Origin of the sequence: Pseudomonas subflava, assembly GCF_023823685.1 — a bacterium.
Lineage (GTDB): Bacteria > Pseudomonadota > Gammaproteobacteria > Pseudomonadales > Pseudomonadaceae > Aquipseudomonas > Aquipseudomonas subflava.
On sequence record NZ_JAMXBF010000007.1, the window covers coordinates 20,791 to 35,592 of the forward strand.

Consider the following 14,802-nt stretch of genomic DNA (forward strand, 5'->3'; position numbering starts at 1 on the left):
TCAGCCCAGACGCAGGCGGCTCGCGCCCACCAGCCAGCTGTACACCACGTAGAGCAGCATGGTTGCCAGCAGCAGCAGGCCGCCCAGCGCGGTGGCCATGCCCCAGTTGATGGTGCTGTTGGTGTAGAAGGCGACGAAGTAGCTGATCATCTGGTCGCCCGGGCTGCCCAGCAGCGCGGGGGTGATGTAGTAGCCGATGGACAGGATGAACACCAGCAGGCAGCCGGCGCCGACGCCGGCCAGGGTCTGCGGGAAGTACACCCGCCAGAAGCTGGCGAACGGGTGGCAGCCGAGCGAGATGGCGGCGCGCATGTAGCTCGGCGAGATGCCCTTCATCACGCTGAAGATCGGCAGGATCATGAACGGCAGCATGATGTGCACCATGGCCACGTACACGCCGGTACGGTTGAACACCAGCTGCAGCGGCGCGTCGATCACGCCCATGGCGATCAGCGCGCTGTTGATCAGGCCACCGGACTGCAGCAGCACGATCCACGCCGCCACGCGCACCAGGATCGAGGTCCAGAACGGCAGCAGCACCAGGATCATCAGCAGGTTGCTGGTGCGGGTCGGCAGGTTGGCCAGCAGGTACGCCAGCGGGTAGGCCAGAACCAGGCAGATGGCGGTGATCACCAGGCCCATCCAGAAAGTGCGTGCGAAGATGTCCAGGTAGATGGCCTGGTCCGGGGTGGCGGACGCCAGTTCGCCGAGATCGTCGATGCGGTGGTCGAGGGACGCCAGCAGGAAATACGGGGTGACGCCACTGTCGTTGCGGCGGATCACCTGCCAGTACGCCGGGTCGCCCCAGCGCTCGTCGAGGTTCTCCAGCGCATCTTTATAGGACACAGGCTCCTGCTTGAATGGCAGAGCGCGACCGGTCTTGGCCAGCAGGCTGCGGTAGCCAGCCAGCTCCATGTTCAGGCGCTTGGAAAGATCGCCGATGGTCTGGTTCTTCCGCGCTTCGGCCAGGTCCTGAGCCAGGGCCTGGTACACCGGCTCCTCGGGCAGGCCGCGGCCGTCCCAGGCGCCGATCGCCTCGACGGTGCGCGGCAGGCTGCCGACCACCTCGGGATTCTCCACGCTCTTGTACAGCAGGACGCCGATCGGCAGCAGGAACACCACGAAGAGGAACACCAGCAGCGGCAGGATCAGGCCTTGGGCCTTGAGCCGGTTGATGCGCTCGGCGCGGGCCAGCTTCTGCTTCAGCGTGAGGCCGGCGAATTCGGTGAGGGATACGGTAGTGGCCATCGCAGGCTCCAGAGACACCGGGTACTAGCTCCCCTCTCCCCTTCTTCATGAACCAAGAGTGGGAGAGCGGCCGGGGGAGAGGGCAGGCACCGCCCCTCTCCCTAACCCTCTCCCGCAAGCGGGAGAGGGGACATCATCACTTCGCCGCCCAGGCGTTGAAGCGCTGCTCCAGCTGCTCGCCGTAGTCGGCCCAGAAGGTCACGTTCATGGCCACTTGGTTGGCGATGTTTTCCGGGGTGGTGGGCATGTCCTTGAGCAGCGCCGCGTCAAGCAGCTCGACGGCCTTCTTGTTGGCCGGGCCGTAGGCGATGTTCGAGGAGTACACCTTCTGCTGCTCGGGCTGCACGCTGAAGGCGGCGAAGGCCTTGGCGGCATCGGCATCCTTGGCACCCTTCGGGATGGCCCAGGAGTCGAAGTCGTAGATGCCGCCGTTCCACACCACCTGCAGGTTGCTCTCCTTCTGCACCGCGGCGATGCGGCCGTTGTAGGCGGAGCTCATGACCACGTCGCCGGAGGCGAGGAACTGCGGCGGCTGGGCGCCGGCTTCCCACCACTGGATGTGCGGCTTGATCTCGTCGAGCTTCTTGAACGCGCGATCCTGGCCTTCCTGGGTGGCGAGCACGGTGTAGACGTCCTTCGGCGCCACGCCGTCGGCCATCAGGGCGAATTCCAGGGTGTACTTGGCGCCCTTGCGCAGGCCGCGCTTGCCCGGGAATTTGGCCACGTCCCAGAAATCGGCCCAGCTGGCCGGCGCGCCCTTGAGCTTGTCGGCGTTGTAGGCGAGCACGGTGGACCAGACGAAGAAGCCGATGCCGCACGGCTGGATGGCGCCCTCGACGAAGTCTTCTTCGTTGAACTGCGCCGGGTCGAGCTCCTCGAACAGGCCCTCGTCGCAACCGCGGGTCAGCTCGGGCGACTCCACTTCCACCAGGTGCCAGGACACGCTGTTGGTGTCGACCATGGCTTTGACCTTGGCCATCTCGCCGTTGTACTCGCCGGCGATGATCTTGCCTTTGCCGGCCGCTTCCCACGGCTGGTAGAAGGCCTTGGTCTGGGCGTCCTTATTGGCACCGCCGAAGGAGATGACCGTGAGGTCGGCGGCCATCGCCTGGCTTGCGCCGAGCAGGCCCATAGCCAATGCGCTATGGCGGAAGATGCTGCGGATAGTGCTCATTGTTGTTTTCTCCACTGTGCAGGGTTGGTAATGCCTGGCGCCGTCACTCGACGATCAGAGGGTCTAGCGCCCTTACGTGCTCCACATGCCAGCCGAGCGGCACCACGTCGCCCACGCCCAGGGCGGGGTCGAGTTCGGCGATCGGCTGTTTGACGAAGAAGTTGGGGTTGCCGCAGACCTCCATGCGGATGCGCACGTGGTCGCCCAGGTAGATGAACTCGGCTACCCGGCCGCTGAAGCGGTTGGCGCAGCTCTCGCTGGCGGCGTTGATGCGCACCCGCTCGGGGCGGATCGACAGGCTGACCGGCTCGCCCGGCGCGCCGACCTTGACCGCCAGCGCCTGCACCTGCTCGCCGCGGGGGGTGCGCACAGTGCAGCGTTCGCCGTCACGGCCGACCAGCTCGCCGGCCAGGCGATTGTTCTCGCCGATGAACTGGGCGACGAAGGTGTTGCTCGGCGCCTCGTACAGGTCGCGCGGCGGGGCGATCTGCTGGATCTCGCCCTGGTGGAACACTGCCACCCGGTCGGACATGGTCAGCGCCTCGCCCTGGTCGTGGGTCACGTAGACCACGGTCACGCCCAGGCGCTGGTGGATGTGCTTGATCTCCATCTGCATGTGCTCGCGCAGCTGCTTGTCCAGCGCGCCGAGCGGTTCGTCCATCAGCACCAGCTGCGGCTCGAACACCAGCGCACGGGCCAGGGCCACGCGCTGCTGCTGGCCGCCGGAGAGCTGCGCCGGGTAACGATGGCGGAAGTTGTCGAGCTGGACCATGGACAGCGCGCGCTTCACGCGCTCGGTGATGTCGGTCTTGTTCATGCCGCGCACGGTCAGCGGGAAGGCCAGGTTCTCGGCCACCGTCATGTGCGGGAACAGCGCGTAGTTCTGGAACACCATGCCGATGTCGCGCTTGTGCGGCGGCACGTTGTTGATGGCGCGCCCGGCCAGGAGGATCTCGCCGGCGGTGGGCGTCTCGAAGCCGGCCAGCATCATCAGGCTGGTGGTCTTGCCGGAGCCGGACGGGCCGAGCAGGGTGAGGAACTCGCCCTTGCGGATGTCCAGGTTGAGGTCTTTGACGATCAGGCTCTCGCCGTCGTAGCTCTTCTGCACGCCCTTGAAGCTGACGAGCACGTCGCTGGAAGCATTCTCGGCCATCACACACCTTTGTTCTTGTTGCGTGCCGTAAGACTAGAAAGCCGTGCAGCCGGCGCAAATCGGGCGGGATGACAGATTGCTATAAGGCGTGAGGAGGACTGGCTGTAGGGATTGCCCTACAAGCAGCGGGAGCGGCGGCTCGGATGCCGTCCGGGACAGGCGGTTGCGCTGGCCCGGCAGAGTGGATGGCCGTTGCCACCCACCGTGGCGGACAAGCCTGCGGCGTTGTCCACCCTATTGGTTACAACAGCTGTGCTCGACCGCGTACTTCACCAGTGAGTAGCCCGGATGCAATCCGGGGAACAGGCGGCTCCGCTCCCGGATCGCATCCGGGCTACGGAGAACAGCATCAGAGCAGTTTGTGCTCCACCGCGTACTTCACCAGGTCGGCCACCGAGTGCAGGTTGAGCTTCTGCATCAGGCGCGCCTTGTGGGTGCTGATGGTCTTGCTACTGACCGACAGATGCTGGGCGATCTCGTTGACGCCCTCGCCGCGCACCAGGCGCTCGAACACCGAGAACTCACGCTCGGACAGCAGCGCGTGGGGCGGCCGCGAGTCGGTCAGGCCGACCTCGAAGACCATGCGGTCGGCCAGCTCCGGATCGATGTAGCGGCCACCGGCGGCGACCTTGCGAATGGCGGTGAGCAGCAGCGCCGGGTCGCTGTCCTTGGTGGCGTAGCCGGCGGCGCCGATCTTCAGGGCGCGGGCGGTCATCTGCGCCTCGTCGTGCATGGACAGCACCAGCACGGCCGGCGGCTCGCTCAGCGCGCGGATGCGCGGAATCGCTTCCAGCCCGTTGACGCCGGGCATGGAGATGTCCAGCAGCACCACCTCGCAGGGCGTGTGGCGCAGCGTCTCCAACAATTGCTCGCCGTTGCAGGCCTCGCCTGCGACCGTCAGGTCCTTGGCCAGGCCGATCAGCTGCTTGATGCCCTCGCGGACGATGGTGTGGTCTTCGGCCACCAATACTCGAATCACTTCACTCTCCCGCAGACTCCGTTGGGTGGATGGCCACCCCGTGAAAAACCGCGCAGCGTTTTCCACCGCTGACGGTGGATGTAAACAGCGACATCCACCCTACTCCAGTGCCACACGCACGCTCAGGGTGGTGCCCTCCCCCGGCACGCTGTCCAGCGCCAGGTGGCCGCCGAGCATCAGCACGCGCTCGCGCATGCCGACCAGGCCGAAGGATTGTGCGCGCTGGGCAGCCGGCTCGAAACCCCGACCATCGTCACTCACCTGCAGGCACAGCTCGCCGCCCTGCAGCTCCAGGGCGATCTCCACGGTGTGCGCCTGAGCATGGCGCAGCACGTTGGTCAGTGCCTCCTGCAGCACACGGAACAGGCCGATGGCCTTGGCGTCGGACAGCCGCGGCAGCTGCTCCGGCACCTGCACCAGGCAGGGAATGCCGCTGCGCGCCTCGAAGCGCCGCGCCTGCCATTCGATGGCCGAGGCGATGCCGGCGTCGAGGATCGGCGGACGCAGCGCGGTGGCCACGTCGCGCACCAGCTGGAACAGGTTGGCGATCAGCTTCTTCATGCTGTCCAGGCGTGCCTGCAGGCCGAGGTCGAGACCCGCGTAGGCCAGCTCGCACATGGAGGTCTCCAGCTTGAGCACGGTGAGCACCTGCCCCAGTTCGTCATGCACCTCGCGGGCGATGCGCGCCTTCTCCTCCTCGCGCACGCTCTCCAGGTGCGCCGACAGCTCGCGCAGCTGGGCGCGCGACTCGGCCAACTCCAGTTCGATGGCCTTGTTGTCGCTGATGTCCCACACCACCCCGTCCCACACTACATGCTCATTGCTCAACTGCCTGGCGCTGGCCTTGATATCGGCCCAGCGCACGCGGCCGTCGCGGGTGAGGATGCGGCCCTGCCACTGCCAGTCACCGGCGGCCTCGATGGCGGCGTCCTGGGTGGCGTGGTAGGCGGCGCGATCCTGCGGGTGGACCAGGCTGCGGATGCCGAAGTCGGCGGCCATGATGGTCGCCGCCGGGTAACCGACCAGTTGCTCGCTGCCCTCGCTGATGAAGGCGAAGTCCACCGGCGCGCCGGGCAACGGCCGCTCCAGGCGAAACACCAGGCCGGGCACGTTGCCGGCGATGCCCTTGAGCCGCGCCTCGCTCTCCTCCAGCGCGGCGCGGGCGCGACGGCGCTCGGTGACATCGGTGAGGTAGACCACCAGGTACTCCGCCTCGCGAAAGCGCAGGAAACCCAGGGTCACATCGGCGGGCATCCAGCTGCCGTCGGCGCGCCGGCAGTTGCTCTCGAAACTCAGCGCGCCTTCTTCGTGCTGGCGTACGCGCTTCCACAGGTTGAGCCAGCGGTCCATGACCAGGTTGGGCTCGAACTCCTGCAACGGCCGGTCGACCATGGCCTGCGGATCGTGACCGAGCATCTCCGCCACCGCCTGGTTGGCGTAGCGCACCCGGCTGTCCCAGGCCACCCAGAGGATGCCGACGGTGCTGTGGTCGAGAGAGAACTGCGCCAGGCGCAGGGCCTCCTCGGCCACCTCGCGCTGGCTCAGCACCTGCCGCGCGTCCAGCAGGCGCCTCTCCAGGCGTCCGCGCTGGCGGCGCAGCACGGTCAGGAGCAGCAGACTGATGCTCAGCAGCAGGCCGAGCAGGATGCTCAGGTTGCGCCAGAACACCGGCGACTCGCCGAGCCCGGGCTTGTGCGCGGTGAGCCAGCGCTGCTGCAGCTGTTCCAGGCGCTCGGCCGGCAACTCGCGCAGGCCGGCGTCGAGCAGCGTGGCCAGCTTGGGCCAGTCGCCACGCGTACCGAAACGCAACAGCTGGGGCAGGCCGACATCGACGATCACCGCCAGGCCGGCGAACTCGCTCTCCTGGCTCAGGCGGCTGAGCTGGGCCTGATCGACCACGGCATACCGCGCGCGCTGCTCGACGACCGCCTGCAGCGCCTGGCGCGCCGAGGGCTGCGGCAGCAGGCGCAGGTTGAAGTAGTTGCCACTCAGGTAATCGGCCACGGCGCTGGGCACACGCACGGCGACCGGATCGTCCTGACCGAGGTGCTCCAGCTCGATGCCGACTTCGCCGGCCCGCTCGCCGACCAGCAGATGCGGCACGCGCAGATAGGGATCGCTATAGCGCCACAGGCGCAGGCCGGCGGGCGTCTGGCTCTGGCCTGGCGCGAAATCGATGCGCCCCTCGCGCAGGGCTTGCTCGAGCGCGGCCTGGGTCTCGAAACTGCGCCAGCTGAGGGTGATGCCCAGGGCCTCGGCCACCAGGTCGGTCAGCTCGACGCTCAGGCCGCTGAGGCGTTGCTGACGGCGCTGGAATTCGGCATAGGGCGCCTGCAGCACCACGCCGACGCGCAGCTGCGGGTGCTCGGCCAGCCAGGCGCGTTGCTCGGCGCTCAGGTCGTCGGCGCGCGCCAATAAAGGAAGCAGCAACAGCAGCCCGCAGAGCACTCGAATCATGCGCACGGCATCAATCCACATCATCCAGCCCGGCCCCTACCTTACCTGACAAACCGCCACGAAGCGCTTAGGCTGCGCAAACCACCCCCCATGCGAAGAGCTGAGATGCGCCGTCCCGTTCTCTCGACACTCCTGGCCCTGTGCCTGACGCTCGCCCTGCCCCTGCATGCCGAGGATGAGGCGCCTGCCGCCGCCACCGACGACGCCGCGCAAACGCCGCCGCGCCAGCCGCTGGAAGAACGTACCCACGACAGTGCCGAAGGGCTGGAGCGCCAACTGCCCAAGCGCGAACAACAGATGCTGCAGGCCGGCGAGGAAACCTTCCTGGCGCTGTGGAAACCGGCCAACGCCCCCGAGGCCAAGGGCCTGGTGATCCTAGTGCCGGGCGCCGACGAGAGTGCTGACTGGCCGCAGGCGATCAAGCCCCTGCGCCTCAAGCTGCCGGACGTGGGCTGGGCCACCCTGAGCCTGACACTGCCGGACAGCAAGGCCGCGCCACTGCCCGAGGCCGTGCTGCCACGCGAGCCGGCGCCGGTCAGCGTCGATACCGCCGCGGCGCCAGCCGAAGGCGAAGCGCCGGACCCTGCCAGCGAAGGTGCCACCACCGGCGCGCCGGGCGAAACCCCGCCGCCGCCGGCCACTCCCGCGCCCGCTCCGGTCGATCCGGCCGAACGCATTTTCGCGCGCATCCAGGCCGGCATCGCCTTCGCCGAGCAACAGGACATCCAGAAGCTGGTGCTGCTCGGCCATGGCGAGGGCGCCTACTGGGCGGCGCTGTACCTGAAGGAACGCAAGCCCGAAGCGATCAGGCAACTGGTGGTGGTGGCGCCGCTATTGCCCACCGGGCAGACGCCGCCCCTGGACGAGCTGATTCCCGGGCTCGAAATGGCCACCGGCGATTTCTTCTACAAGGACCAGGTCGCCGACCGCAGCGGCGCGGTACGCCGCAAGCAGGCCAGCAAGCGCCTGGACCACGACAGCTACACCCAGATCGCGCTGAAGGCATTGCCGGGCAACCTGGCGGCCGAGCAGGAGCAGCTGTTTCGCCGCGTGCGCGGCTGGCTGGACAAGCAGTAAAGGCTCCCGCGGCGACTAGCGAAAACCGCGGCGCTGGCGCACCAGCTCGTAGGCGACCTGCAGCTCGCGGGTCTTGTCAGTAGCGGCGCGCAACTGCGCCGGGCTGGCGCCGGAGCCCGCCAGCTTGTCCGGATGATGGCGGCTGATCAGCCGGCGATAGGCGCGCTTGATCACCGCCGGTTCGGTATCCGCCTGCACACCGAGCAACCGCAGCGCGGCCTGGTAATCGCTGGACTTCACCTGCGGCACCTTGCGCGCCGGCTCGTACTCGCGGGCCAGTTCGGCCAAGGCGTCGCGCGTCCAGCCGAGCCACAGGCCCCACTGCTGCATCAGCTTCGCCTCCGCCGCGCTCACCCGGCCGTCCGCCCAGGCCATGCGCCAACAGGTGCGCAGCAGCGCCTCGGCTCGCTCGGGTCGTTCGTGCAGCGCGCGCAAGGGTCCGCGCAGCTCCTTGTCTGCCGCCTGCTTGCCGCGGTTGAACGCCTGCATGGCGCGTTGGCGTGCCGGCTCGTCCAGGCCGAGGCGCTGCATTTCGTTGCGCGCGGTCTGGATATGGCTGTCGAGCACGCGGCCGTCGCTCTTGGCCAGGCGGCCGATCAGCATGAACAGCAGGTCCTCGTCGTCCAGTTCCACGCGCTTGCCGCCGAGCAGCTCGCGCAGGTGATCCAGCGATTGCAGGCGCAGGCGCCGGTCGAGCACCTGGCCGAGCAGGCCGCCGAGCAGGGCCCCGGGAATGCTGGCGATGGCCAGCCCCGCCGCTGCGCCGATCAGGGTCGCAGGCCAGAGCATGTCAGGCCTCCACCTGCAGCAGGCGCTCGACTTCCGCCAGGCGCTCATGGGTACCGACGTCGATCCAGCGACCGGCGGAGCGCTCGCCACTCACCTGGCCTTCGGCCATGGCCGCGCGCAGCAGCGGGGCCAGCTTGAAGGCCCCCGCCTGGCAGCCGGCGAACAGGCGCGGATGCAGCACGGCGATGCCGCTGTAGGTGAGCGACGGCTCACCGGCCACGGCATCGCTCACCTGCCCGTCAACCAGGCGGAAGTCGCCGGCCTGGTGGTGGGCCGGGTTGTCCACCAGCACCAGGTGCGCCAGGCCGGACAGCGGCCGGCGCAGGGCGGCGAAGTCGTAGTCGGTCCAGATATCACCGTTGACCACCAGAAACGGCTCATCACCGAGCAGCGGCAGCGCCCTGAAGATGCCGCCGCCGGTCTCCAGCGGCTCGCCCTCGGCCGAGTAGGCGATGCGCAGGCCGAAGCGGCTGCCGTCGCCCAGGTGATCCTCAATCTGCTGGCCGAGCCAGGCGTGGTTGATCACCAGCTCGCTGAAGCCGGCCGCCGCCAGGGCGCGCAGGTGGAATTCGATCAGCGGCGTGCCGGCGGCGCGCACCAGCGGCTTGGGCGTGTGCAGGGTCAGGGGGCGCAGGCGCTCGCCCTTGCCCGCGGCGAGAATCATCGCCTTCATGCCGGCTGCGCCTCGCGTGCCGGCAGGCTGGCCAGCAGCTCGCCGAGCGCGGCCAACTCGGGCCGGCGCGCCAACACCGCCTCTATGTAGGCGAAGAAACGCGGCACGTCGGCCAGATACTTGGGCTTGCCGTCGCGGTGGCAAATGCGCGCGAAGATACCGATCACCTTGAGGTGGCGCTGCACGCCCATCAAGTCGCTCATGCGATGGAATTCGGCGAAGTCCTCGGGCACCGCGATGCCCTTCTCGCGCGCCAGTTGCCAGTAGCGCTGCAGCCAGTCGCGCACACGCTCTTCGGGCCAGCTGAGGAAGGCGTCCTTGAACAGGCTGGTGACGTCGTAGCTGAGCGGGCCGTACACGGCGTCCTGGAAGTCGAGGATGCCGGGGTTGGGCTCGCTCAGCATCAGGTTGCGCGGCATGTAGTCGCGGTGCACGAACACCCGCGGCTGGGCCAGGGCGCTGTTCACCAGCAGGTCGCAGACCGCCTGCCACTGGCCGCGCTGCGCCTCGTCCAGCTCGACGCCGAGGTGGCGCTGCAAGTACCAGTCGGGGAACAGCTGCAGCTCACGGCGCAGCAGGGCATCGTCGTAAGGCGGCAGCGCGTCGGCACCGGGCATCCGCTGGAACGTCACCAGCGCCTGCAGCGCCTGCTCGAACAGCGCGTCGGCGTTGTCCGCGTCCAGCACCTCGAGCCAGGTCTGGCGGCCCAGATCGTCCAGCAGCAGGAAGCCGCGCTCGATATCCTCGGCCAGGATGCGCGGCACGTGCACGCCGGTCGAGGCCAGCAGGGCGGCGATCCTGACGAAGGGGGCGCAGTTCTCTTGGGGCGGCGGCGCGTCCATGAGGATCAGGCTGCGGCCCTCGGCCTGCCAACGGAAATAGCGCCGAAAGCTGGCATCGCTGCTCGCTGGCGTGAGTTCACCGACCGGGGGCGCACCCCAGCCATGGCGTTGGAACAAGGCGGGCAGACAGTCGTCCAACCAGGCCCGCAGCTGCTGCAGGCGTACATCGTGATCAGGCATTGCGGGGTCTCCGACGGCGCTAGCCGTTGCGCGGGTCATGCTTTATTATCCAGCATCTTTTTCAGCCCATCGAGAGGCGTGCGGCCCCCGCGGGTCGAAGGCGCGCAGGAAGCCCGGACTAACAAGATGGCAGTAAACCTCCCCCTGTTCCGTAAAAAATTCCCCTTGCTGGTGACCGGCGGACTGCTGGCCCTGCAACCTCTGGCCTCCCACTTCGCCGTTGCCGCCGAACAATACGACTGCAGCGCATCCCCCACCGGCGGCTGGGCCTGCGCCCCGAAAACCGACGCCACCGCCCAACTGCCGCGGCCGCAGCACACCGTCTCGAGCGTCAGCGCCGTGGCCAATGCCGACGGCCAGCCGGTAGAAGCGCAGGGCGAGCAGCCGGTGCTGGTCACCGAGAGCGGAGGCCGCGCCCTGCGCAGCCGCAGCGCCGACTACAGCCATCTGGATTGGGTGCCACGCGAACAATTGACCGCCGCCCAGTTGGCCGAGGCCGGCCCGTACTGCGCCGGTGCCTACGTGGAACCGCTGCGCCCGGGCATGAGCGACGACACGCCGATGGACGAGTCGCCGATGTTCGTCTCTGCCAAGGCCTCGCGCTACGAGCAGGAGAAGCAGACCGCCACCCTGGCCGGCGACGTGGTGCTGCGCCAGTCGAGCATGCAGGTCGAGGCCGACGAAGCCAGCCTGCACCAGACCGAGAACCGCGGCGAACTGAAAGGCAACGTACGCATCCGCGACAACGGCATGCTGGTGGTTGGCGACCGTGCCGAGATCCAGCTGGACAACGGCGAAGCCAAGGTCGAAAACGCCGAGTACGTGATCCATAAAGGTCATGTACGCGGCAGCGCGCTCTACGCCAAACGCGATGAAAGCGCCATCGTCCGCCTCAAGGACGGCACCTATACCCGCTGCGAACCGGGCAGCAACGCCTGGCACCTGAGGGGCAACAACATCAAGTTGAACCCGGCCACCGGCTTCGGCACCGCGACCAACGTGACGCTGCGGGTGAAGGACATTCCGGTGTTCTACACCCCGTACATCTATTTCCCTATCGACGATCGCCGCCAGTCCGGCTTCCTCGCGCCGAGCATCAGCACCTCCAGCGACAGCGGTTTCTCGCTGTCGACGCCCTATTATTTCAACCTGGCGCCCAATTACGACGCCACGCTCTATCCGACCTACATGGCCAAGCGTGGCCTGCTGATGGAAGGCGAGCTCCGCTACCTGACCCAGAGCAGCGAGGGCCAGGTCGGCGGCGCGTATCTGGACGACAAGGAAGACGAGCGCGAGCTACAGTCCGAATACGAAGACCAGCGCTGGATGTACAACTGGCAGCACAAACAGGGGCTGGACGAGCGCCTGCTGGCGGAAGTCGACTACACCGACATCAGCGACCCCTACTATTTCCAGGACCTGAACAGCGATCTGGAAAACCTGGAAACCCCGGACTTCCTCAACCAGCGCGGCACGCTGACCTGGCGTGGCGACAGCTTCACCGCTCGCCTGAACGCTCATGCCTACGAGGCTACCAGCGTTATCGACGTGACGCCGTACGAGCGCCTGCCGCAGCTGACTCTGGACGGCAAGCTACCGTTCCAGCCGGGTGGCCTGGAGCTTTTCTATGGCACCGAATACGTGCGCTTTGACCGCGACCTGCGCAGCGGCAACTTCATTGATGAGAATGGCAATCCCGAGCGTTGGTACGACAACAACGTGCGCGGCCTCGCACGCGCCAATGGCGAACGCATCCATATCGAACCGGGCATCAGCCTGCCGATGGAAGCGACCTGGGGCTACGTCAAACCGAGCCTGAAGTACGCCTACACCCAGTACGATCTGGATCTGGACTCTCTTGGCCGGTCGCAGGTGGGCGGTGACTTCGAGGATAGCCCGGACCGCAGCGTACCGATCTTCAGCCTGGACAGCGGCCTGTACTTCGACCGCAACACCCAGCTGTTCGGCACCAATTTCCGTCAGACCCTCGAGCCGCGCGCGTACTACCTGTACGTGCCCAACGAGGATCAGGACGAGATTCCGGTATTCGATACCGGCGAAAGCACCTTCAACTATGCCTCGCTGTTCCGCGACAACCGCTTCAGCGGCCGTGACCGCATCGGCGACGAGAACAAGCTGTCGCTGGGCGTGACCAACCGCTGGATCGAAGACAATGGCTTCGAGCGTCAGCGTTTCAGCATCGGCCAGGCCATCCACTTCGCCGATCGCAAGGTGCAGATGCCCGGCATCGATTACCGCACCCGTGACGATGCCCGCTCCGACCTGTCGCCCTACGCGCTGGAATACATGTACCGCTTCAATCGCGACTGGCGGGTGAGTTCGGACTTCAACTGGGACGGCGACAGCCATCGCACCCGCTCCGGCAGCCTGATGTTCCACTATCAGCCGGAAGACAACCCGAACAAGGTGATCAACGCCGGTTACCGCTACCGCAACGACACCATGCGCTATGACCAGGCGAGCGGCACCTGGACCTACGGCAGCGACTTCGGTGTTGAAGGCCAGCCCAATTACATCAAGGACTACTACAAGATCCAGCAGCACGATTTCTCGGTCATCTGGCCGATCGTGCCGCAATGGAGCGTGATCGCACGCTGGCAGCGCGACTATGCGCGTGACCGCACCCTCGAGGCCTTCGGTGGCTTCGAGTACGACAGCTGCTGCTGGAAGCTGCGTCTGATCAACCGCTACTGGGTCGACTACGACGAAACCAGCCTCAACCCGGAAGCCAACGAAGAGCCGGATCGCGGCATCTTCCTGCAAATCGTCCTCAAGGGCCTCGGCAACGTGCTGGGCGGCAAGACGGACAGTTTCCTCGAGCAAGGCATCCAAGGTTACCGTGAACGTGAAGAACAAGCTTTCTGATTGCCTGCGCCCCCTGCTGTTGGGCGCAGTACTCCTCGCATCCGGCGCCCAGGCGCAGTTTCAATCCCTCGATCGCGTGGTCGCCATCGTCGACAACGATGTGATCATGTACAGCCAGCTGGACCAGCGCCTGCGCGAGGTCGAGCAGACCATCGGCAAGCGCGGCGGCCAGCTGCCGCCGCAGGATGTGCTGCAGCAGCAGGTGCTGGAACGCCTGATCGTCGAGAACCTGCAGCTGCAGGTCGGCGACCGCTCGGGCATCCGCATCACCGACGAGGAACTCAACCAGGCGATGGCCAGCATCGCTCAGCGTAACAAGCTGAGCCTGGACCAGTTCCGCGCGGCCCTGGCCCGTGACGGCCTGTCCTTCGAGGAGGCTCGCGAACAGGTGCGCCGGGAGATGATCATCAGCCGCGTGCGTCAGCGCCGCGTGGCCGAGCGCATCCAGGTGACCGACCAGGAGGTGCAGAACTTCCTCGCCTCCGAGCAGGGCCAGATGCAGCTCTCGGAAGAGTACCGCCTGGCCAACATCCTGATCCCGGTACCGGAAGCGGCCTCGCCAGACCAGATTCGCGCTGCCGCCGAGAAGACCTCCCAGGTCTACGACAGCCTGCGCAACGGCGCCGACTTCGGCCAGGCCGCCATGTCCAACTCCGCCAGCGAGAACGCGCTGGAGGGTGGCGAGATCGGCTGGCGCAAGGCCGCGCAGCTGCCGCCGGCCTTCGTCGAGATGATCCGCGCGCTGTCGGTTGGCGACATCACCGAGCCGGTGCGTACGCCCACCGGCTTCATGATCGTCAAGCTGCTGGACAAGCGCGGCGGCGACACCCTGGTGCGCGACGAGGTGCATGTACGCCACATCCTGATCAAGCCCAACGAGGTGCGCAGCGAAGAGGAGACCCGCCGCCTGGTGGAGCGTCTGTACGAGCGCATCGTCGCCGGCGAGGACTTCGCCACCCTGGCCAAGAGCTTCTCCGAAGACCCGGGCTCGGCGCTCAATGGCGGCGACCTGAACTGGATCGACCCCAACGCCCTGGTGCCGGAATTCCGCGAAGTCATGGCCAAGACCCCGAGTGGCCAGCTGTCCGAGCCGTTCAAGAGCCCCTATGGCTGGCACGTGCTGGAAGTGCTGGGCCGCCGCGCCACCGACAGCAGCGAGCAGTACCGCGAGCAGCAGGCGATGAATGTCCTGCGCAACCGCAAGTACGACGAGGAACTGGAGGCCTGGCTGCGCCAGATCCGCGACGAGGCCTACGTCGAGATCAAGCTCTGAGGCCTGATCGATCCGAACGAGCCCGGCACCGCCGGGCTTTTTCTTGGGCGTAAGATACGCCTGTACCGCCA

Annotated in this window: 11 protein-coding genes; 3 read left to right on the forward strand and 8 right to left on the reverse strand. The window is 67.0% G+C overall.

Annotated features, from left to right (window positions below; all coding sequences use genetic code 11):
- The 5 genes from NF616_RS11505 to NF616_RS11525 form a co-directional block, all read right to left on the reverse strand.
- Entirely contained in the window at nucleotides 1-1,248 is a 1,248-nt protein-coding gene (locus NF616_RS11505) for an ABC transporter permease (protein ID WP_252273422.1), read from the reverse strand.
- Nucleotides 1,249-1,384: 136 nt separating this feature from the next.
- Nucleotides 1,385-2,422, reverse strand: coding sequence for an ABC transporter substrate-binding protein (locus NF616_RS11510; protein ID WP_252273423.1), 1,038 nt, complete (start codon nucleotides 2,420-2,422; stop codon nucleotides 1,385-1,387).
- A 43-nt stretch (nucleotides 2,423-2,465) separates the two neighbouring features.
- Nucleotides 2,466-3,575: an ABC transporter ATP-binding protein gene (locus tag NF616_RS11515; RefSeq protein WP_252273424.1), complete on the reverse strand. Its 1,110-nt coding sequence runs from the start codon at nucleotides 3,573-3,575 to the stop codon at nucleotides 2,466-2,468.
- A 349-nt stretch (nucleotides 3,576-3,924) separates the two neighbouring features.
- Entirely contained in the window at nucleotides 3,925-4,554 is a 630-nt protein-coding gene (locus NF616_RS11520) for a response regulator (protein WP_252273425.1), read from the reverse strand.
- Between the two features lie 99 nt (nucleotides 4,555-4,653).
- A complete protein-coding gene (locus tag NF616_RS11525) occupies nucleotides 4,654-7,011 on the reverse strand; it encodes a PAS domain-containing sensor histidine kinase (RefSeq protein WP_252273656.1) in 2,358 nt (785 codons plus the stop codon).
- Between the two features lie 105 nt (nucleotides 7,012-7,116).
- Here NF616_RS11525 and NF616_RS11530 point away from each other — a divergent pair, with 105 nt between their 5' ends.
- The gene (locus tag NF616_RS11530; RefSeq protein ID WP_252273426.1) at nucleotides 7,117-8,088 is read left to right on the forward strand and encodes an alpha/beta hydrolase family protein; all 972 of its coding nucleotides are present in this window, start codon (nucleotides 7,117-7,119) and stop codon (nucleotides 8,086-8,088) included.
- Nucleotides 8,089-8,103: 15 nt separating this feature from the next.
- Here NF616_RS11530 and djlA read toward each other — a convergent pair whose 3' ends face one another.
- From djlA to NF616_RS11545, 3 genes are read right to left on the reverse strand one after another with little or no spacing between them, the layout of a single operon-like run.
- On the reverse strand, nucleotides 8,104-8,877 hold the full coding sequence (gene djlA / locus NF616_RS11535) for a co-chaperone DjlA (protein WP_252273427.1): 774 nt from the start codon (nucleotides 8,875-8,877) through the stop codon (nucleotides 8,104-8,106).
- A 1-nt stretch (nucleotide 8,878) separates the two neighbouring features.
- Complete coding sequence (gene murU, locus NF616_RS11540) at nucleotides 8,879-9,550, reverse strand: N-acetylmuramate alpha-1-phosphate uridylyltransferase MurU (protein ID WP_252273428.1); 672 nt, start codon at nucleotides 9,548-9,550, stop codon at nucleotides 8,879-8,881.
- Nucleotides 9,547-10,572: an aminoglycoside phosphotransferase family protein gene (locus NF616_RS11545; protein ID WP_252273429.1), complete on the reverse strand. Its 1,026-nt coding sequence runs from the start codon at nucleotides 10,570-10,572 to the stop codon at nucleotides 9,547-9,549. The genes murU and NF616_RS11545 overlap by 4 nt, the downstream gene beginning before the upstream one ends.
- 126 nt (nucleotides 10,573-10,698) lie before the next feature.
- Between NF616_RS11545 and NF616_RS11550 the strand changes: the two genes are divergently transcribed.
- Together NF616_RS11550 and NF616_RS11555 are read left to right on the forward strand one after the other, a co-directional pair.
- Nucleotides 10,699-13,458 carry an LPS-assembly protein LptD gene (locus NF616_RS11550; protein WP_252273430.1) on the forward strand — a complete coding sequence of 920 codons (2,760 nt, stop codon included), beginning with the start codon at nucleotides 10,699-10,701 and terminating at the stop codon, nucleotides 13,456-13,458.
- Complete coding sequence (locus tag NF616_RS11555; protein WP_252273431.1) at nucleotides 13,439-14,731, forward strand: peptidylprolyl isomerase; 1,293 nt, start codon at nucleotides 13,439-13,441, stop codon at nucleotides 14,729-14,731. The genes NF616_RS11550 and NF616_RS11555 overlap by 20 nt, the downstream gene beginning before the upstream one ends.
- Nucleotides 14,732-14,802 lie beyond the last annotated feature (71 nt).

Excerpts from the sequence above, each read along its gene's own strand:
- NF616_RS11505 (WP_252273422.1), bottom strand. The coding sequence starts at position 1,248 with ATGGCCACTACCGTATCCCTCACCGAATTCGCCGGCCTCACGCTGAAG.
- NF616_RS11510 (WP_252273423.1), bottom strand. The coding sequence starts at position 2,422 with ATGAGCACTATCCGCAGCATCTTCCGCCATAGCGCATTGGCTATGGGC.
- NF616_RS11515 (WP_252273424.1), bottom strand. The coding sequence starts at position 3,575 with ATGGCCGAGAATGCTTCCAGCGACGTGCTCGTCAGCTTCAAGGGCGTG.
- NF616_RS11525 (WP_252273656.1), bottom strand. The coding sequence starts at position 7,011 with ATGATTCGAGTGCTCTGCGGGCTGCTGTTGCTGCTTCCTTTATTGGCG.
- NF616_RS11530 (WP_252273426.1), top strand. The coding sequence starts at position 7,117 with ATGCGCCGTCCCGTTCTCTCGACACTCCTGGCCCTGTGCCTGACGCTC.
- djlA (WP_252273427.1), bottom strand. The coding sequence starts at position 8,877 with ATGCTCTGGCCTGCGACCCTGATCGGCGCAGCGGCGGGGCTGGCCATC.
- murU (WP_252273428.1), bottom strand. The coding sequence starts at position 9,550 with ATGAAGGCGATGATTCTCGCCGCGGGCAAGGGCGAGCGCCTGCGCCCC.
- NF616_RS11545 (WP_252273429.1), bottom strand. The coding sequence starts at position 10,572 with ATGCCTGATCACGATGTACGCCTGCAGCAGCTGCGGGCCTGGTTGGAC.
- NF616_RS11550 (WP_252273430.1), top strand. The coding sequence starts at position 10,699 with ATGGCAGTAAACCTCCCCCTGTTCCGTAAAAAATTCCCCTTGCTGGTG.